At 74.9% G+C, this 18,329-nt stretch carries 16 protein-coding genes; 8 read left to right on the forward strand and 8 right to left on the reverse strand.

The annotated features are described in order from the left end of the window. Positions 1–299 precede the first annotated feature (299 nt). Positions 300–752: a PaaI family thioesterase gene (locus ACFV0G_RS10500; RefSeq protein ID WP_380544886.1), complete on the reverse strand. Its 453-nt coding sequence runs from the start codon at positions 750–752 to the stop codon at positions 300–302. Between the two features lie 243 nt (positions 753–995). Between ACFV0G_RS10500 and polA the strand changes: the two genes are divergently transcribed. After that, positions 996–3,674: a DNA polymerase I gene (polA, locus tag ACFV0G_RS10505; RefSeq protein ID WP_380544930.1), complete on the forward strand. Its 2,679-nt coding sequence runs from the start codon at positions 996–998 to the stop codon at positions 3,672–3,674. Positions 3,675–3,754: 80 nt separating this feature from the next. Continuing rightward, complete coding sequence (locus ACFV0G_RS10510) at positions 3,755–4,219, forward strand: hypothetical protein (protein WP_380544889.1); 465 nt, start codon at positions 3,755–3,757, stop codon at positions 4,217–4,219. A gap of 36 nt (positions 4,220–4,255) precedes the next feature. Here ACFV0G_RS10510 and hrpB read toward each other — a convergent pair whose 3' ends face one another. Together hrpB and ACFV0G_RS10520 are read right to left on the reverse strand one after the other, a co-directional pair. Next, entirely contained in the window at positions 4,256–6,760 is a 2,505-nt protein-coding gene (gene hrpB, locus ACFV0G_RS10515) for an ATP-dependent helicase HrpB (protein ID WP_380544892.1), read from the reverse strand. Between the two features lie 5 nt (positions 6,761–6,765). Continuing rightward, entirely contained in the window at positions 6,766–7,629 is an 864-nt protein-coding gene (locus tag ACFV0G_RS10520; protein WP_380544895.1) for a class I SAM-dependent methyltransferase, read from the reverse strand. Positions 7,630–8,056: 427 nt separating this feature from the next. Between ACFV0G_RS10520 and rpsA the strand changes: the two genes are divergently transcribed. Then, positions 8,057–9,547 (forward strand): 30S ribosomal protein S1, encoded by a 1,491-nt coding sequence (gene rpsA / locus ACFV0G_RS10525; RefSeq protein ID WP_030262476.1) that lies wholly within the window; start codon positions 8,057–8,059, stop codon positions 9,545–9,547. Between the two features lie 175 nt (positions 9,548–9,722). Next, entirely contained in the window at positions 9,723–11,933 is a 2,211-nt protein-coding gene (locus tag ACFV0G_RS10530; protein ID WP_380544899.1) for an MMPL family transporter, read from the forward strand. On the opposite strand, the gene ACFV0G_RS10535 is transcribed toward ACFV0G_RS10530, so the two are convergent. Both ACFV0G_RS10535 and ACFV0G_RS10540 read right to left on the reverse strand, forming a co-directional pair. After that, positions 11,923–12,069, reverse strand: coding sequence for a hypothetical protein (locus tag ACFV0G_RS10535; protein WP_380544902.1), 147 nt, complete (start codon positions 12,067–12,069; stop codon positions 11,923–11,925). The two genes, ACFV0G_RS10530 and ACFV0G_RS10535, sit on opposite strands and share 11 nt — an antisense overlap. Before the next feature lie 136 nt (positions 12,070–12,205). Beyond that, positions 12,206–12,646, reverse strand: coding sequence for a MarR family winged helix-turn-helix transcriptional regulator (locus ACFV0G_RS10540; RefSeq protein WP_380544905.1), 441 nt, complete (start codon positions 12,644–12,646; stop codon positions 12,206–12,208). 63 nt (positions 12,647–12,709) lie between these two features. Between ACFV0G_RS10540 and ACFV0G_RS10545 the strand changes: the two genes are divergently transcribed. Next, positions 12,710–13,351, forward strand: coding sequence for an MBL fold metallo-hydrolase (locus tag ACFV0G_RS10545; RefSeq protein WP_380544909.1), 642 nt, complete (start codon positions 12,710–12,712; stop codon positions 13,349–13,351). A gap of 43 nt (positions 13,352–13,394) precedes the next feature. Here ACFV0G_RS10545 and ACFV0G_RS10550 read toward each other — a convergent pair whose 3' ends face one another. Beyond that, positions 13,395–14,282 carry an alkaline phosphatase family protein gene (locus ACFV0G_RS10550; RefSeq protein WP_380544912.1) on the reverse strand — a complete coding sequence of 296 codons (888 nt, stop codon included), beginning with the start codon at positions 14,280–14,282 and terminating at the stop codon, positions 13,395–13,397. Between the two features lie 201 nt (positions 14,283–14,483). Here ACFV0G_RS10550 and coaE point away from each other — a divergent pair, with 201 nt between their 5' ends. Then, on the forward strand, positions 14,484–15,086 hold the full coding sequence (gene coaE / locus ACFV0G_RS10555) for a dephospho-CoA kinase (protein WP_380544915.1): 603 nt from the start codon (positions 14,484–14,486) through the stop codon (positions 15,084–15,086). A 20-nt stretch (positions 15,087–15,106) separates the two neighbouring features. Here coaE and ACFV0G_RS10560 read toward each other — a convergent pair whose 3' ends face one another. Together ACFV0G_RS10560 and soxR are read right to left on the reverse strand one after the other, a co-directional pair. Then, positions 15,107–15,955 carry an SAM-dependent methyltransferase gene (locus tag ACFV0G_RS10560; protein ID WP_380544918.1) on the reverse strand — a complete coding sequence of 283 codons (849 nt, stop codon included), beginning with the start codon at positions 15,953–15,955 and terminating at the stop codon, positions 15,107–15,109. A 118-nt stretch (positions 15,956–16,073) separates the two neighbouring features. After that, entirely contained in the window at positions 16,074–16,562 is a 489-nt protein-coding gene (gene soxR, locus ACFV0G_RS10565) for a redox-sensitive transcriptional activator SoxR (RefSeq protein WP_380544921.1), read from the reverse strand. 54 nt (positions 16,563–16,616) lie between these two features. Here soxR and ACFV0G_RS10570 point away from each other — a divergent pair, with 54 nt between their 5' ends. Together ACFV0G_RS10570 and ACFV0G_RS10575 are read left to right on the forward strand one after the other, a co-directional pair. Next, complete coding sequence (locus tag ACFV0G_RS10570; RefSeq protein ID WP_380544924.1) at positions 16,617–17,321, forward strand: transketolase; 705 nt, start codon at positions 16,617–16,619, stop codon at positions 17,319–17,321. A 31-nt stretch (positions 17,322–17,352) separates the two neighbouring features. Continuing rightward, complete coding sequence (locus ACFV0G_RS10575) at positions 17,353–18,246, forward strand: transketolase family protein (protein WP_380544927.1); 894 nt, start codon at positions 17,353–17,355, stop codon at positions 18,244–18,246. Positions 18,247–18,329 lie beyond the last annotated feature (83 nt).

Below are 18,329 nucleotides of genomic sequence, written 5' to 3' on the forward strand. Positions count from 1 at the left end.
GGCGGCCCACTGCGCGGCGACAACGACCGGCTGAGGGGGGATCAGCAGCTTGGGCTGCGGCGGGGGGGTGGGCGGCGCGGCGGTGCTGCCCCCGACCGCCTCGACGGGCCCCAGATAGCCGTGCCCCGACGGCGGACCGCCCTCCTGCCCCGTGCCGGACATGCCACCGCCCCCTCGTCTCGGCAGGGCCCTGCCCGGGAAGGGCCGTGGCCAAACGGGCCGCTTCGGGCCGCTTCGGGCCGCTTCGGGGCGGCCCCGGGCGGCCCCGGGCGGCCCCGGACGACGGGGCGGACGGCGGGTCAGACGTCGCGCAGCATGCAGGTCAGCCGGCAGCTGGTGATCCGGCGCCCGGTGTCGTCGGTGACCGCGATCTCGTACGTCGCCGCGGTGCGCCCCTTGAAGACCGCGGTCGCCACCCCCGTCACCAGGCCCGAGGTGGCGGAGCGGTGGTGAGTGGCGTTCAGGTCCACGCCGACCGCGTAGCGGCCCGGGCCGGCGTGCAGCATCGCGCCGATCGAGCCCAGCGTCTCCGCCAGCGCCGCCGACGCGCCGCCGTGCAGCAGCCCGTACGGCTGCTGGTTGCCCTCCACGGGCATGGTGCCCACCACGCGGTCCGGGGACGCCTCGACGATGTGGATGCCGAGCTTCTCGCCGAGGTGCCCGCCGGAGAACGTCTCCGGGCTCACGCCGAGCTTGGCGAAGTGGTCGAGGACGTCCTGGGGCACGTTGAGAAGGGGGGCCGCGTCGGTCACTGGTGCTCCTGCCGCTGAGGGTTCACGTCGTCGTGCTGTCAGTGATCGTACGACCGGCCCCGGCGGCCGGGCAGGAGAGGCCGGGGCTGCGCCCGCCGGGTGCGCCCCGGCGTCCTGGCGGTCGATGTCCGCGCCGGGTCCTAGGATCGGTCACTGGCAGTGGAACCGGCAGGAACGGACGTTGACGTGACTACGCAGAGTGGGTCCAAGGACGCGGCGGGTGGCGGGGCGCCGCGCCGCCTGATGCTGCTCGACGGGCATTCGATGGCCTACCGGGCCTTCTACGCCCTGCCGGTGGAGAACTTCAACACCACCACCGGCCAGCCGACCAACGCGGTGTACGGCTTCGCGTCGATGCTCGCCAACACGGTGCGCGACGAGCAGCCGACGCACCTCGCGGTCGCCTTCGACCTCTCCCGGCAGACCTTCCGCTCCGCGGAGTTCCCCGACTACAAGGCGAACCGCTCCGCCACCCCGGACGAGTTCCGCAGCCAGGTCCCGCTGATCGGCGAGCTCCTCGACGCGATGCACGTCCCGCGGATCACCGCCGAGGGCTTCGAGGCCGACGACGTCATCGCGACCCTCGCCACCGCCGCCGCGGCCGAGGGCTTCGAGGTGCTCATCGTCACCGGCGACCGCGACTCCCTCCAGCTGGTCGGCGAGCGCACCACCGTGCTCTACCCGACCAAGGGCGTCTCCGAGCTCACCCGCTACACCCCGGAGAAGGTCGCCGAGAAGTACGGCGTCACCCCCGCCCAGTACCCGGACCTCGCGGCGCTGCGCGGCGACCCGTCCGACAACCTGCCCGGCATCCCCGGCGTCGGCGAGAAGACCGCCGCGAAGTGGGTCAACCAGTTCGGCTCCTTCGACGAGCTGGTCGCCCGCGCCGACGAGGTCAAGGGCAAGATCGGCGAGAAGCTCCGCGAGCACCTCGACTCCGTCAAGCGCAACCGCGTCCTCACCGAGCTGGTCCGCGACGTCCACCTCCCGCTCGGCGTCGCCGACCTCGCCCGCACGCCCTTCGACAAGGGGGCCGTCGGCCAGATCATGGAGGCGCTGGAGTTCCGCAACCCGAACTTCCGCGACCGGGTCTACGCGCTGGACCCGGCCGGCGCCGCCGAGACCGAGGCCCCGCAGGCCGAGGCCGGCCCCGAGGTCGACGGCGACCTGCTCACCGAGCCGGGCGCGCTGACCGCCTGGCTCGCCGAGCACGGCAAGGGCCGCACCGCGATCGCCGCCGTCTACACCTGGGCGCTGGGCACCGGCAGCGTCCAGGAGGTCGCGCTGGCCGCCGGCGAGGCCGCCGCCTGGTTCGACCCCGCCGCCCTCGACGAGGCCGACGACCAGGCCTTCACCGCCTGGCTCGCCGACCCGGCGCACCCGAAGGCGCTGCACATCGCCAAGCACGTCATGCGGGCCTTCGCCGAGCAGGGCTGGCGGATCGAGGGCGTCACCGCCGACACCGCCCTCGCCGCGTACCTGGAGAAGCCGGGCCGGCGCACCTTCACCCTCGACGTGCTCGCCGAGGAGTACCTCGCCCGCTCCCTGGCGCCCGCCACCGCGGCCGAGAGCGGCCAGCTCTCCTTCGACGCCCCCGAGGAGGACACCACCGCCGGCGCCCGCTCCCTCATGGTGCAGGCCCGCGCCGTCCTCGACCTCGCCGAGCTGTTCGACACCCGGCTCTCCGAGGTCGGCGCCGCCGGGCTGTTCCACGACATGGAGCTGCCGATCGCCGAGCTGCTCGCCCGCATGGAGCGCTACGGCATCGCCGCCGACCGCGCCTGGCTGACCGGCCTGGAGTCGCAGTTCGCCGCCGAGATCCAGCGCTGCGTCGAGGAGGCGCACGCCGCCGCCGGCCACCCCTTCAACCTGGGCTCGCCCAAGCAGCTCCAGGAGATCCTCTTCGGCGAGCTCGGCCTCCCCAAGACCAAGAAGATCAAGACCGGGTACACCACCGACGCCGACGCCCTCACCTGGCTCGCCGCCCAGACCGACAACGAACTGCCGGTCATCCTGCTCCGCCACCGCGACCAGGCCAAGCTGCGCACCACCGTCGAGGGCCTGCTCAAGACGGTCTCCCCGCAGGGCCGCATCCACACCACCTTCAACCAGATGGTGGCCGCGACCGGTCGGCTCTCCTCGCAGGACCCGAACCTGCAGAACATCCCCGTCCGCACCGAGGAGGGCCGCGCCATCCGCCGCGCCTTCGTCGTCGGCGAGGGATACGAGTCGCTGCTGACCGCCGACTACTCCCAGATCGAGCTGCGCATCATGGCCCACCTCTCCGAGGACGAGGCCCTGATCGAGGCCTTCGCCAGCGGCGAGGACCTGCACACCACCGTCGCCTCCCAGGTCTTCGAGGTCGCCCGGGACGCCGTCGACGCCGAGATGCGCCGCAAGATCAAGGCGATGTCCTACGGCCTCGCCTACGGCCTGTCCGCGTACGGGCTCTCGCAGCAGCTCGGCATCCGCCCGGCCGAGGCGCAGGGCCTGATGGACACCTACTTCGAGCGGTTCGGCGGCGTCCGCGACTACCTGCACAACGTCGTCGAGGAGGCCCGCGCGGTCGGCTACACCGAGACGCTCCTCGGCCGCCGCCGCTACCTGCCCGACCTGACCAGCGACAACCGCCAGCGCCGCGAGATGGCCGAGCGGATGGCGCTCAACGCCCCCATCCAGGGCTCCGCCGCCGACATCGTCAAGATCGCGATGCTGAACGTCGACCGCGCCCTCACCGAGGCCGGCCTCGGCTCCCGGATGCTGCTCCAGGTCCACGACGAAATCGTGCTGGAGGTCGTGCCCGGCGAGCGCGAGCAGGTCGAGGCCCTGGTCCGCGAGCAGATGGCGGGCGCCTACCCGCTGCGCGCCCCGCTCGACGTCTCCGTCGGCCACGGCGCGAACTGGGAGGCCGCCGCCCACTGACCCGGGCCCGACCGCGGCCCGGCGGCCCCGGCCCGCTACGATCCGCGCACCCTGATCCAAGATCGCAGAGGAGCGCGCGGATGAGCGAGGACGAGGCCACCGGGCCCGGGCGGCAGCGGCGGCGGTGGGCCCGGATCGGCGCCGGCACCGCCGGGCTCCTGCTGGCGGCCGGTGGTGCCGCCTGGGCCCTGCCCGGCGGTGGGGGCTCCGCGCCCGCCGCCCGCCCGCCGGTGCCGTCACCGCCCGCCCCGAGCGCCGCACCGGCCTCCACCGCGGCCACGCCGTCCCCGGCCGCCGCCCCGCCGTCGCCCTCCGCGGCCCCGTCCGCGACCCCGACGCCCGCCCGGACACCGGCCAAGGCCCCGGCTGCCCCGACCCGCCGCGCCACCAAGGTCCCCCGCTGGCAGGTCACCCCCGGCACCGGCAACCCCAACAACGACGGCGGCACCGCCGCCCACCCCACCGACTGCGCCACGAACGCGGCCGGCCAGATCATGACCTGCGACCCCGTGAAGACCGGCATCCCGCTGCCGCGCCCGTCCTAGGCGCTCTCTTTCGGATCCTGCCGGGCGCCCCGCCGGTCAGCGGCGCGGGTTGGCGCGGCGGGTCGGTTCGGCGGCCGCCGGGTCCTCGGGCCACGGGTGGCGGGGGTAGCGGCCGCGCAGCTCCGCACGGACGGCCCGGTAGCCCTCGCGCCAGAAGGAGGCGAGGTCACCGGTGACGGCCGCGGGCCGCCCGGCGGGGGAGAGCAGGTGCACGGTCAGCGGCACCCGGCCGCCGGCCAGCGCGGGCGCGGCCTGCCAGCCGAACAGCTCCTGCAGCTTCACCGCGAGCACCGGCCGGTCGCCGCCGTAGTCGACCCGGATCCGCGAGCCGCTGGGCACGGTGATCCGCTCGGGCGCGAGCTCGTCCAGCCGCCCGGCCTCGCCGTTCGCCCACGGCAGCAGGCGCCGCAGCGCCGCCGCGGTGTCGATCCGGGCCAGGTCGGCGCGGCGCCGGGCCCGGCCGAGCTCCGGCTCCAGCCAGTCGTCGGCGGCCACCAGCAGGGCCGCGTCGCCGACGTCAGGCCACGGCGTGCCGAGCTCGCGGTGCAGGAAGGCGAGGCGCTCGCGCAGCCCGGCCGCCTCCGCGGACCAGGACAGCAGCGCGCCGGCGCCCTCCCGGGCGAGGCCGTCCAGCAGCGCCGCGCGTACCAGCGCCGGGTCGGCGCCGTCCAGCGGCTGCTCGGTGAGCTCGACCGCGCCGAGCCGGGCCACTCGCCGGGCGGTGACGTCGCCCCGCCGCGCCGACCAGTGCACCTCCTCGTGCTCGGTGAGGAGCGCCGCGCCGGCCTGCCGGGCGGTCGGCTCGTCCAGGGCCACCGCCCGCAGGATCCGGGCCGACGGGGCGCCGGCCTGCCGGTCGGCGACCGCGACGGCCAGCCACGGCGCACCCGCCAGCCGGGAGCCCGGGCCGAGGTCGGCGGCCGTGCCGGAGGCCATCAGGTACCGCAGGTCGTCCGCGCCGCCGCGGGCCCGGGCGATCCGCTCGGGCTGGGCCAGTGCGACAACCAGGCCGGCGGCGGCCCGGTCGGGCAGGGCGGTGCGCGGGGTGTCGCCGGTGCGCAGCCGGCGGACCTCCTCGCGCCAGCGGCGCGCCCACGGGTCCCCGGCGCCGTCCCGGGCGCTGCGCCACAGGGCGAGCAGGTCGTCGCCGAGGGCGCGCGGGGGCTCCTCGGAGAGCAGGGCGACGAGTTCGGCGGCGCGCTGCGAGCCGACCAGGTCGGTGCCGTCGAGCAGGGCGCGGGCGAGCCGGGGGTGCAGTCCGGTGCCGGCGATCCGGCGGCCGCGCTCGGTGGCGCGGCCGTCGGCGGCGACGGCGCCGAGCGCGGTGAGGGTCTGCCGGGCGGCGGCCATCGCGCCGGCCGGGGGCCGGTCGGGCAGGGCGAGCGAGGCCGCGTCCGGGTCGCCCCAGCAGGCGGCCTGGAGCGCGAAGGCGGTGAGGTCGGCAAGGGCGATCTCGGGGGTGGGGAAGGGCTGTGCGCGGGCGTCCTCGACCTCGGCCCAGCAGCGGTATGCGGTGCCGGGGGCCTCGCGGCCGGCCCGGCCGGCGCGCTGGCGGGCGGCGGCCAGCGAGGCGCGGACGGTGACCAGGCCGGCGAGGCCGCGGGCGTGGTCGGTGCGCGGTTCGCGGGCGAGTCCGGAGTCGACGACGACCCGGACGCCGGGCACGGTCAGCGAGGACTCCGCGACGGAGGTGGCGAGCACCACGCGGCGCCGGCCGCCGGGGGTGAGCGCCGCGTCCTGGACGGCCTGCGGGGCCTGTCCGTGCAACTGGAGGACGTCGGCGTCGACGGCGAGCTGCCCGGCGACCCGGGCGATCTCGCCGACGCCGGGCAGGAAGCAGAGCACGTCGCCGTCGCGTTCGGCCAGGGCCCGCCGGACGGTCGCGGCGACGTGCTCCAGCAGGGCCGGGTCGGTGCGGGTGCCGTGCGCGGGCCGCACCGCGCGCGGCGGCGGTGCCCACACCGTCTCGACCGGGTGCGCGGTGCCGTGCGCCTCGACCACCGGGGCGCCGCCGAGCAGCTCGGCCCAGGCGGCGGTGTCGGAGGTCGCCGAGGCGCACACCAGCCGCAGCTCGGGCCTAAGGGCCGCGCGGACGTCGAGCAGGAAGGCGAGCGCGGTGTCCGCGTCGAGGTGCCGTTCGTGGCACTCGTCGAGGATCACGGTGTCCACCCCGGGCAGCTCCGGGTCGCGCTGCAGGCGCTGCAGCAGCACGCCGGTGGTGACCACCTCGACCGCGGTCGCCGGGGAGGTCCGGCGCTCGCCGCGGACGGTGAGCCCGATCCGCCCGCCGACCTGTTCGCCGAGCAGCCAGGCCATCCGGCGGGCCGCGGCCCGGACGGCGAGCCGGCGGGGTTCGGCGACCAGCACCCGGGCGGGCGGCCCGGGCAGGGCGTCCACCAGCCCGGCGAGGGCGAGCGGTACCAGGGTGGTCTTGCCGGTGCCGGGCGGTGCGGCGAGGACGGCGGCGCCGGTCGTGTCGAGTGCCTGCCGCAGGGCGGGGACGGCGGTGCGGACGGGGAGGTCGAGGCCGGCGGAGCGCATCCGGGTCAGTCCCGGACGGCGACGAAGACCGCGGTGCCGGGGATGAGCCGGCCGCGCAGCGGCGACCAGCCGCCCCACTCCTGCTCGTGCCCGTCCGGCCACTGCGGTTCGACCAGGTCGAGCAGCCGGAAGCCGGCGCCGGCCAGCTCGCGGACCCGGTCGCCGATGGTGCGGTGGTGCTCGACGTAGGTGGCCCGGCCGTGCTCGTCCTGCTCGACGTAGGGGGTGCGGTCGAAGTACGAGGAGGTGACGGTGAGCCCCTCCGGCCCGGGCTCGTCGGGGAAGGCCCAGCGGATCGGGTGGGTCACCGAGAACACCCAGCGGCCGCCGGGCCGCAGCACCCGGTGCACCTCGCGCATCAGCGCGGCGGTGTCCGCGGCGAAGGGCACCGCCCCGTAGGCGGAGCAGGCGGCGTCGAACGACGCGTCGGCGAACGGCAGCACCGAGGCGTCGGCCTGGACGACGGCGACCGGCGGGGCGTCCCGGGACAGGTCGATCCGGCGGGAGTGCTGGAGCTGCCGGAAGGAGATGTCGAGGGCGACCGGCCGGGCGCCGCGGCCGGCCAGCCAGCGGGAGCACTGGGCGGCGCCGGCGCCGATCTCCAGCACGTCGAGGCCCTTGAGCGCGTCGGGGTCGCCGAGCAGGTGGGCGTCGGCCTCGTCCAGGCCCTCCGGGCACCAGGTGAAGCGGTCGTCGCCGAGGAAGGCGCCGTGCTCGTCCTGGTACTCGTCGGCGTTGCGGTCCCACCAGTGCCGGCTGGCCCGGCTGGACTCGCCGGCGTCCGCGGGGCGGCGCACGGCGTCGTCGCCGTCGTCCGGCCCGTCGTCGTACGGGGCGTCGCCGGCGGGGTGGTCGGGGGTGGTGGTCACGATGCTCGGGCCCGTCGCGTAGGGTGTCGGATGCGGAAGCGCCGCTGCCGTGACCCGGCCTTCGAACGGGGCCGGATCGGGGCGGTGGCATCCGGGGAAGCCCCTGCGATGGCCGCCGTTGAGGTGCGCTATCGGAGGATATGGCCTGATCCATCCCGGCCTCTACCGGTCTCGCCTCCTTCGGCGTTGACCGTGCCCGGCTGTCCCCGTATGCTACAAGTTGCGCTGCGGGCCTGCGCGCCTCGGACGGAGCAGGTCGCGCTCGCATCTGTCGAAGACCCCACGGTCTGCAAGACGGACGCCCTCCTCAGGATTTTTCGGGGTCGGTGCGCCGTGTTCTTGGCTGTCCGGCTTTCGGTGGGAGCGATACGGGCCCCCCGCGTGGCATTACCTACGACTTCATGTCCGTACCGGAGCCCTTTTCCTAATGACGAGCCCCACCGACACCTCTGTCAGCACCACCCCGCAGGTTGCGGTCAACGACATCGGCGACGCCGAGGCCTTCCTCGCCGCCATTGACGAGACCATCAAGTACTTCAACGACGGCGACATCGTTGAGGGCGTCATCGTGAAGGTCGACCGTGACGAGGTGCTCCTCGACATCGGTTACAAGACCGAGGGTGTCATCCCGTCCCGCGAGCTCTCGATCAAGCACGACGTCGACCCCCACGAGGTTGTCTCCGTCGGCGACAACATCGAGGCCCTGGTTCTCCAGAAGGAGGACAAGGAGGGTCGCCTCATCCTGTCCAAGAAGCGCGCTCAGTACGAGCGTGCCTGGGGCACGATCGAGAAGATCAAGGAAGAGGACGGCATCGTCACCGGTACCGTCATCGAGGTCGTCAAGGGTGGTCTCATCCTCGACATCGGCCTCCGCGGCTTCCTGCCGGCCTCCCTGGTCGAGATGCGCCGCGTCCGCGACCTCCAGCCGTACGTCGGCAAGGAGCTCGAGGCCAAGATCATCGAGCTGGACAAGAACCGCAACAACGTGGTCCTGTCCCGCCGTGCCTGGCTGGAGCAGACCCAGAGCGAGGTCCGCCAGACCTTCCTCACCACCCTCCAGAAGGGCCAGGTGCGCTCCGGCGTCGTCTCCTCGATCGTCAACTTCGGTGCCTTCGTGGACCTGGGTGGCGTCGACGGCCTGGTGCACGTCTCCGAGCTGTCCTGGAAGCACATCGACCACCCGTCCGAGGTTGTCGAGGTCGGCCAGGAGGTCACCGTCGAGGTTCTCGACGTTGACATGGACCGCGAGCGCGTCTCCCTGTCGCTGAAGGCGACCCAGGAGGACCCGTGGCAGCAGTTCGCCCGCACGCACCAGATCGGCCAGGTCGTCCCCGGCAAGGTCACCAAGCTGGTTCCGTTCGGTGCGTTCGTCCGCGTGGACGAGGGCATCGAGGGCCTGGTCCACATCTCCGAGCTGGCCGAGCGCCACGTCGAGATCCCGGAGCAGGTCGTGCAGGTCGGCGACGAGATCTTCGTCAAGGTCATCGACATCGACCTCGAGCGTCGTCGCATCAGCCTCTCGCTGAAGCAGGCCAACGAGTCCCTCGGTGCCGACCCGGCGTCGGTCGAGTTCGACCCGACCCTGTACGGCATGGCCGCGTCCTACGACGACCAGGGCAACTACATCTACCCGGAGGGCTTCGACCCCGAGGCGAACGACTGGCTGCCCGGCTTCGAGAAGCAGCGCGAGGAGTGGGAGCGGCAGTACGCCGAGGCCCAGGCCCGCTTCGAGCAGCACCAGGCCCAGGTCATCAAGAGCCGCGAGGCCGACGCCGCGGCTGCCGCCGAGGCCGGCGAGGAGGCCCCGGTCTCCGGTGGCGGTTCGTACTCCTCCAGCAGCGACGAGGGCTCCGGCGCTCTCGCTTCGGACGAGGCGCTCGCCGCGCTCCGCGAGAAGCTGGCCGGCGGCCAGAGCTGATCGCAGCTGACGCGTAGTCACTGAGGAACCCCCGCCCGGGTCACCGGGGGGGGGTTCTTCGTTTTCCTTAAGTGTTCTTTATGTGAAGGAAATTGTGATATGCGGCTCATCACCCTTCTATAGGCCGAGATGGGGCTTGCGCCTACATTGAGATGAACTGCCCGAAAGGCTCCTCATGCGCAAAGCCCTCACCGCCGCCGCCGACATCGAGGTCAGCGGTCGTCTTGCAGCTCTCGGTCGTGCGTGTCACCGCCACCGCCGCTGGGTCCTCGGCCTCTGGGCCGTCGTCCTCGTCGCGGGTGTCCTGATCGGGGGCCGGGTCTTCGAGGGCACGGTCTCGGGCGGCGGCGCGGGCGGCTCCGAGTCCGCCAGGGGTACCGCGGTGGTGCAGGCGGCCGACCCGGTGAAGGGCACCGTGACCGCGGTGGTCGACGGGGCGCCGGTCTCCGATGCGGGTGTGAGGTCCGCGGTGGCCGCGGCGGCCGCGGACATCGGCCGGCTGCCCGGGGTGGTCTCGGTCGCCGACCCGTACACCGCCGGTGCGGGCAGCGCGCTCACCTCCTCCGACGGCCGGGCCGGACTGGTCTCGGTCGGCATGGCCGACGCCTCGACCGACGCCCAGGTGGCCGCGGTCACCGACCGCCTCGCCGAGATCAAGGCGCCCGGCGCGCACGTGACCGTCGGCGGCGACCTCGTGCTGGAGCAGGAGGTCAAGCAGCAGACCGAGAAGGACACCCGGTTCGGCGAGATCGTCACCCTGCCGCTGACCCTGGTCGTCATGGTGCTGGTCTTCGGCGGGCTGGCCGCGGCGGGTCTGCCCGGCATCGGCGCGATCGCCTCGGTCGGCGGTGCGCTGCTCGCGATGTTCGGCTTCAGCAAGCTCATGGACTTCGACACCAGCGTGCTGCCGATCGCCACCGTGCTCGGCCTCGGCCTGTCGATCGACTACGCGCTGCTGATGGTCAACCGCTTCCGGGAGGAGCGCGGCCACGGCGCCACCATCGCGCAGGCCGTGGAGCGGACCTCCGCCACGGCCGGCCGCACCGTCGCCTTCTCCGGGCTGACCGTGGCCGTCGCGCTGTCCGGCCTGTTCGTCTTCACCAGCCCGGTCTTCCGCGCCGTCGGCGTGGCCGGCGTGAGCGTGGTCGTGATCGCGGTGGCCGCCGCGCTCACCCTCGTCCCGGCGCTGCTCGGCTTCGTCGGCCGCCGGATCAAGGCCCCGACCGAGCCGGTGCCGGACGAGGGCTTCTTCTCGCGAACCGTCCGCCGGGTGCAGAAGCGTGCCGTCCCCGTGGTGCTGGTCTGCGTCGCCCTGCTGACCGCGGCCGGCGCGCCCTTCCTCGGCGCGCACCCGCGGACCACCGGCGCGGACGCACTGCCCAAGTCGTTCGCCGCCCGCCAGGTCGCCGAGACCGTCCAGCAGCGCTTCCCCGGGCAGGCCCAGGCGCCGGTGACGGTCGTGGTGGAGAGCAACCAGCGGGCCGCGCAGGCCTACGCCGACGACGTGGTGGCGAAGCTGCCGGGCGTCAGCGGGGTACGCGCCGTGACCGCGGTCGGGCCGGACCTCTCCACCATCGACGTGACGGTGCACGGCGACCCGCAGGGCAGCGAGGCCAAGCGGGTGGTCGGCGAGCTCCGCGACCACCGCGGCGGGCTCACCACCCACGTGACCGGCGACGCGGCCTCCGTGGTCGACTTCCAGCACGAGATCGCGACCCGCGGGCCGCTGGCGCTCGGGCTGGTCGCGGCCGGCACGCTGGTGCTGCTGTTCCTGATGACCGGCTCGGTGGTGATGCCGGTCAAGGCGCTGCTGATGAACGTGCTGTCGCTGGGCGCCTCGCTCGGCGCCCTGACCCTGGTCTTCCAGCACGGGTACTTCAGCGGGCTGCTCGGCTTCACCCCGACCGGCGGGCTGGAGACCTTCGTCCCGGTGCTGGTCTTCGCCTTCGCCTTCGGCCTGTCGATGGACTACGAGGTCTTCCTGCTGTCCCGGATCAAGGAGCTGTACGACCAGGGGCACGGCTGCACCCGGTCCGTCCAGCTGGGGCTGCAGCGCAGCGGCAAGATCATCACCTCGGCGGCGCTGCTGATGGTGATCGTCTTCGCCGGGTTCGCAGCCGGGCAGATGCTCATGGTCAAGCAGATGGGCATCGCCCTGGCGGTGGCCGTGGCGGTCGACGCGACGCTGGTGCGGTGCCTGCTGGTGCCGGCCGCGATGAGCCTGTTCGGCGAGTTCAACTGGTGGGCCCCGGCGCCGCTGCGCAGGCTCCACCGCAAGATCGGGCTGAGCGAGCACGTGGCGCTGCCGCCGCTGTCGGCGCAGCCGGTGCTGCCCGGGCAGCGCGCCGGGCAGCCGGAGCCGGCGCTGGTCGCGGTCAGCGATTGACGCAGGCGTTGCCGAAGCCGGGCGCGAGTCCGGCGGCGATGTCCAGCGGGCCGCAGGCCGCGGCGGAGCCTGCGGCGCCGAGCAGCAGGCCGCAGACGGCGGCGGCGAGGACGAGGGCGGAGCGGACGGGGGTCATGGCGGGGCGTCCCTTCGGGCGGGCGGTGCTGGGCGGTCTGCCCAACGCGCGGTCCGGGCCCCGGGTAGCGGGCGCGGGGCCCTGATTGGCCCGTCCGGGTGGTGCGCCCCCGCGGCCCCGGACGGGCGTACCCGGGTCAGGACAGCCGGCGCAGCAGCGGGACGGCCGCGCGCAGCAGCCGCTGCTCGTCGGCGGTGAGCCGGCCGCTGATGGCGGCGGCGATCTCGCCCTCCCGGCGGGCCCGCTGGGCGTGCAGGGCGGCGGTGCCGGCCGGGGTGGCGGTGAGGACCAGTTTGCGGCCGTCGGTGGGGTGCGGGTGCTGCGCGACCAGGCCGGCCTCGGTGAGCAGGGCGACCGTGCGGGCCATCGACTGGTGGCGGACCCGCTGGAGTGCGGCGAGCTCGCTGGTGGTGTGCGGCCCCTCGCGGACCAGGCGGCCGAGCACGGCGGCCTGGTTCTGCGGCAGCTCGTCGCCGGGCCGCAGGGCGCGGACGAGTTCGCCGACGGCGGTGCGCAGCTCGGCGGCGAGCTCCAGGGTGTCGGCGTCCGGGGCGGGGTGCGGGTCGGCGTCGTCCATGACGGTCATGCTACCGGATCGATCTCCAGCAAAACTGTACAGTTCTGCTGTATTGTTTTGCCCATGCGACTGACGAAACTTGGGCACGCCTGCGTCCGGATCGAGCACGGGGACACCACGGTCGTCATCGACCCGGGGCTGTTCACCGAGGCCGATGCCGTCCGGGGCGCGGACGCCGTGCTGATCACCCACGAGCACATGGACCACTTCGCCGAGGACCGGCTGCGCGCGGCCGTCGCGGAGAACCCGGCCCTGCGGATCTGGACCAACCGCGCCGTCGCCGAGCAGCTCACCGGCATCGGCGCGCACGTCCGCACGGTCGGCGAGGGCGACGCCTTCGACATCGACGGCCTCGGGGTGAGCGTCCACGGCGAGTGGCACGCCGTCATCCACCCCGACATCCCGCGGGTCGGCAACATCGGCTTCCTGCTCGACGGCCGGCTCTTCCACCCCGGCGACGCCCTCACCCTGCCCCCGCACCGGGTCGACACCCTGCTGCTGCCGATCGCCGGCCCCTGGGCCAAGGTCTCCGAACTGATCGACTACACCCGCGAGGCCGGCGCCGGCCGGGCGCTGGCCATCCACGAGGCGGTGCTCAGCGAGGTCGGCCAGATGGTGCACGGCCGCCTGCTCGGCGAGGGCGGGCCCGGCACCGGCACCCCGTTCACCCAGCTCAAGGCCGGCGAGCAGCTCGACCTCGGCTGACCCGGCCGCCGGGCCCGGCGATCCCGGCCGGGCCCGGCCGTCCTCAGCCGACCGGCAGGGGCTGCGCCGCCGTGGTGAACGGCCGCCCGTCCAGCGTCCAGTGCGGATCGGGGACGATCTCCAGCGCCGCGTACACGTGCGCCGCGACGTCGGTGTGGTGCAGCGGCCGCACCGGCGCCCCCGGCCCGATGCCCGGACCGCAGGCCGCGATCCACGCCGTCCGCTCCAGCTCGCTGCGCCCGCCGTGCCCGCCCGCGTCGACGTGCCCGTGGTCGGTCACCACCACGACCGTCCACTCCTCGTCGGCGTACGACGCCCGGCCCCGCACCGCCGCGAGCAGTCGGCCGAGCCGCCGGTCCGCCGCCTCCACCGACCGCCGGTACTCCTCGCCGCAGCCCAGGAAGTGCGCGGTCTCGTCGACCGCGCCGAGGTAGACGAAGGACGCCTGCGGGTCGTCGTCGCTGCGGCCCAGCACGTACTCGGCCTCCGCGGTGACCCGCTCGTCGCAGACCTCCCACTCCTGCGGGGTGTCCGCCAGCGGGGCGATGTACGCCAGCCGGCCCGGCGCGGCGAACAGCGGGCCGCCGCTGCGGGCCAGGAACAGCGGCTCCCAGCCGCCCGCGGCGAACGTCCGGCGCCGGTGCACCGCGGCCAGCCGGGTGGTGAAGTCCGGGAAGACGTCCAGCCGGTTGCCGCCGAGGTGGTTGCCGAACACGCCGTGCTTGGCCACCCCCACCCCGGTGACGATCGTCGCCCAGCACGGCCCGGACATCGTCGGCGTCGCCTCGTCCACCTCGACCGGGGCCAGGAAGCCCGCCTCGGCCACCGCGTCCAGGTGCGGGGTGTGCAGTGCGGGCAGCAGGTCGAGCCGGACACCGTCGATACCCACGACCAGGACACGGCGGGGCCCGGAAGGCCAGATGGCGGACACGGGGAGCTCCTCTCGAGCGGAACCGGCGGGCCCGTGCGCGGCCCGCCGTGACCGGCCACCCTAGCGGCCGCGGACGGACCCGCCCGGACTCCGGACGCCCCGCCGGAGCAGAGTTCGCCACCGGTGAACCGGATGTTCACCGGCGATTCGCCGCCCGGGGCCCGCTCCCGTGCCCCCGCGGCCGGACGATAGCCTGGCGCCATGCTGAGGATCGGACTGACCGGCGGGATCGGCGCGGGCAAGAGCGAGGTGTCGCGGCTGCTCGCCGCACACGGCGCGGTGATCGTGGACTCGGACCTGATCGCCCGTGAGGTGGTCGCCCCCGGCACCGAGGGCCTGCGCGCCGTCGCCGCCGAGTTCGGCCCCGGCGTGCTGGCCGCCGACGGCTCGCTCGACCGGCCCGCGCTCGGCGCCGTGGTCTTCGCCGACCCCGCCCGGCTCGCCGCGCTGAACGCCATCGTCCACCCGCTGGTGCGCGCCCGCTCCGCCGAACTCGAGGCCGCCGCCGGCCCGGACGACGTCGTCGTGCACGACGTCCCGCTGCTCGCCGAGAACGGCCTCGCCGGCCTCTACGAGCTGGTCATCGTGGTGGACGTCCCCGACGAGGTGCGCCTGGACCGCCTGGTCCGGCTGCGCGGCATGACCGCCGACGAGGCCCGGGCCCGGATGGCCGCCCAGGCCACCCGCGAGGCCCGGCTCGCCGTCGCCGACCTCGTCATCGACAACAGCGGCCCGCTGGCCGGCCTCGCCGGCCGGGTCGACGAGGTCTGGCAGCTGCTGAAGGAGCGCCGGGCGGCCGGCTGACCCGACCGCCCGGCCGCACCTCACGCCTTGCGGCCCACGCCCGCCCAGATGCCGATCTCGGCGTCGGTCGGGTCCGCCGCCCGGTCGGGCCGCCACTGCGGGGCGGTGACCAGGCCCGGCTCCAGCAGCTCCAGGCCGTCGAAGAAGCGCAGCACCTCGTCCTTGGTGCGCATGCTCAGCTGCGCGGTCGCGCTGCGGTACACCGCCGGGCCCTTGGCCGCCTCGGCCGGGTCGGCGAAGTCGCCGGTGGCGTGCGACAGCGCCAGGTAGCTGCCCGGGGGCAGCGCGTCCACCAGCTGCTTCACGGTGCCGTACGGGTCGTCCGCGCCGTCCACGAAGTGCAGCACCGCGAAGAGCAGCAGGGCGACCGGCTCCCCGGCGTCCAGCAGCGCGCGGACGTCCGGGTCGGCCAGGATCGCCGCCGGGTCGCGCAGGTCGGCCCGGCTGACGGTGACCGTGCCGCGGCTCGCACCGGCCAGCAGGGCGCGGCTGTGCACCAGCACGATCGGGTCGTTGTCGAGGTAGGCGACCCGGGCGTCCGGCAGCACCGCCTGCGCCGTCTCGTGGGTGTTGCCGGCCGTCGGGATGCCGGTGCCGATGTCCAGGAAGCGGCCGACCCCGGCCTCGGCGAGGTGCCGCACGGCCCGCTGCAGGAACGCGCGGTTGGCCATGGCGCTCAGGCGCACCAGCGGGCTGAGCGCCAGCACCTGCTCGGCGGCCGCCCGGTCCGCGGGGAAGTTGTCCTTGCCGCCCAGGTAGTAGTCGTACATCCGGGCGGGGTGGGGTATCTCCGGACGCAGGTCCGCCGACGGGCGGTCCTCCCCGGCGGCGGACATCCAGTCCAACGAGACGTCCTGATGGTCGGTCATGTCCAAGCTCCCCGTGGCAGGTCGGCGCTCACCCGGGCAGCATAGACGCCTGCGCCGCGCCGTCCGCGGGGAACCGGTCGATCGGCGACCGCTCCCGGTCCGTTCCGGGCGGCCCCGGTCACTCCCCGCCGTCGCCGCCCCGCTGCTCCACCGCCGGGCCGCCGGCCACCAGGAAGCGCGCCCCGGGGCCGTCCGCGGCCGCCGCGTCGCCCGCGTTGTACAGCGCGCAGCGCGTCAGCGACAGGCAGCCGCAGCCGATGCACCCGGTCAGCTTCCTCTTGAGCAGCTCGAGTTCGGCGATCCGCCGGTCGATCCGCTGCTGCCAGGTGGCGGCCACCGCGCCCCACTCCGCCGTGCTCGGCGCCCGGTCCTCGGGCAGCCGGCCGAGCGCCGCGCCGGCCTCCTCCAGCGACAGGCCGACCCGCTGCGCGGCGCGGACGAACGCGATCCGGCGCAGCGTGGCCCGCGGGTAGCGGCGCTGGTTCCCGGCCGTCCGCTCGGCGCGGATCAGGCCGAGGCTCTCGTAGTAGCGCAGCGCGGAGGCGGCGAGGCCGCTGCGGGCGGCCAGTTGGCCGACGGTCAGCAGGTCGTGGCGGCTCGGTCCCATCCCGTGAGGATAGCCGCTTGACTTCAAGTGGACTTCACCTTGCACGCTCGTTCCATGACCACCGCGACGACGGCCCCGGGGCCGCACCGATTCACCGACCTGCCCGCCCTCATGGCGCTGATGACCGGCGACGAGAAGCACGGGCCCGCCGCCACCTCCACCCTGGACGCCCTCTGGGTGCTCTACGACCGGGTCCTGCGGGTCTCGCCGGCCACCGCCGGCGACCCGGGCCGCGACCGCTTCCTGCTCTCCAAGGGTCACGGCCCGATGGCCTACTACGCCGTCCTCGCCGCCAAGGGCTTCCTGCCCGTCGAGGCGCTGCCGGGCTTCGGCGGCTACGACTCCCCGCTCGGCCACCACCCCGACCGACTGCTGGTGCCCGGCACCGAGATCTCCTCCGGATCGCTCGGCCACGGCCTGCCGCTCGCCGTCGGCACCGCGCTCGGCCTGCGCGCCCAGCGGCTGACCTCTCCCGCGGTGTGGGTCCTGGTCGGCGACGCCGAGTTCGACGAGGGCAGCAACCACGAGGCGCTCGCCTTCGCCGGCGCCGCCGGCCTGGACCGGCTGCACACCGTCGTCATCGACAACTCCTCGGCCACCCACGGCTGGCGCGGCGGCATCGCGGCCCGCTTCGCCGCCGAGGGCTGGTCCACCGCCACCGTCGACGGCCGCGACCACGACGCCCTGTACGCCGCCTTCACCGCCCCGCACCCGGGCCGGCCGCACGCGGTCGTCGCCCGCGTCGAGCCCAAGAACTGACCCCGCCCCGCCCCCCAGGAAGGCCTGACCGATGGACACCATGCGCGAGCGCTTCGCCACCGTCACCACCGAACTGCTCGACGAGGACCCGCGCCTCGCCGTCGTCCTCGCCGACATCGGCACCGACGGCTTCCGGACCGCCGCCGAGCGCCACCCCGACCGGGTCGTCAACGTCGGCATCCGCGAGCAGCTGATGATCGGCGCGGCCGGCGGCCTCGCCCTCACCGGGATGCGGCCGATCGCCCACACCTTCGCCTCCTTCCTGGTCGAGCGGCCCTGGGAGCAGGTCAAGCTCGACCTCGTCCACCAGGGCGTCGGCGCCGTGCTGGTCAGCGCCGCCGGCTCGTACGACTGGCCGGCCGGCGGGCGGACCCACATGGCGCCCGGCGACGTCGCCCTGCTCGACACCCTGCCCGGCTGGACGGTGCACGTCCCCGGCCACCCCGACGAGGCGGAGACCCTGCTGCGGCACGCCGCCGCGGACGGCGACAGCCTGGTCTACCTGCGGCTGTCCGCGCACACCAACGCCGCCGCCCGGCCGGTCGAACCGGGCCGGCTGCTCACCGTCCGCACCGGGCACCGCGCCACCGTGGTCGCGGTCGGCCCGATGCTGGACGCCGTCCTCGCCGCGACCGAGGGGCTGGACGTCACCGTGCTGTACGCCGCCACCGTCCGGCCGTTCGACGCGGCCGGCCTGCGCGCGGCCGCCGGCGGCCGGGGCGACGTCGTCCTGGTCGAGCCCTACCTCGCCGGCACCTCCGCCCCCGCCGTCCACGAAGCCCTCGCCGACCTGCCGCACCGCGTCCTCGGCCTCGGCGTGCCCCGCGCGGAACACCGCCACTACGGCTCGATCCCCGAGCACCTCGCCGCCTACGGCCTCGACGCCGAGGGGCTGCGCGCCGGGATCGCCGCGTTCGTGTGGTGACCGCCGCCGCACCGGCAGCCCGGCGAGCCCCCGGTGCGGGGCGGGGCGAGGCCGGTCGCGGGGCCCGGCGGTCCGCTCAGCGG

It is taken from the genome of Kitasatospora sp. NPDC059571, assembly GCF_042735675.1.
GTDB lineage: Bacteria > Actinomycetota > Actinomycetes > Streptomycetales > Streptomycetaceae > Kitasatospora.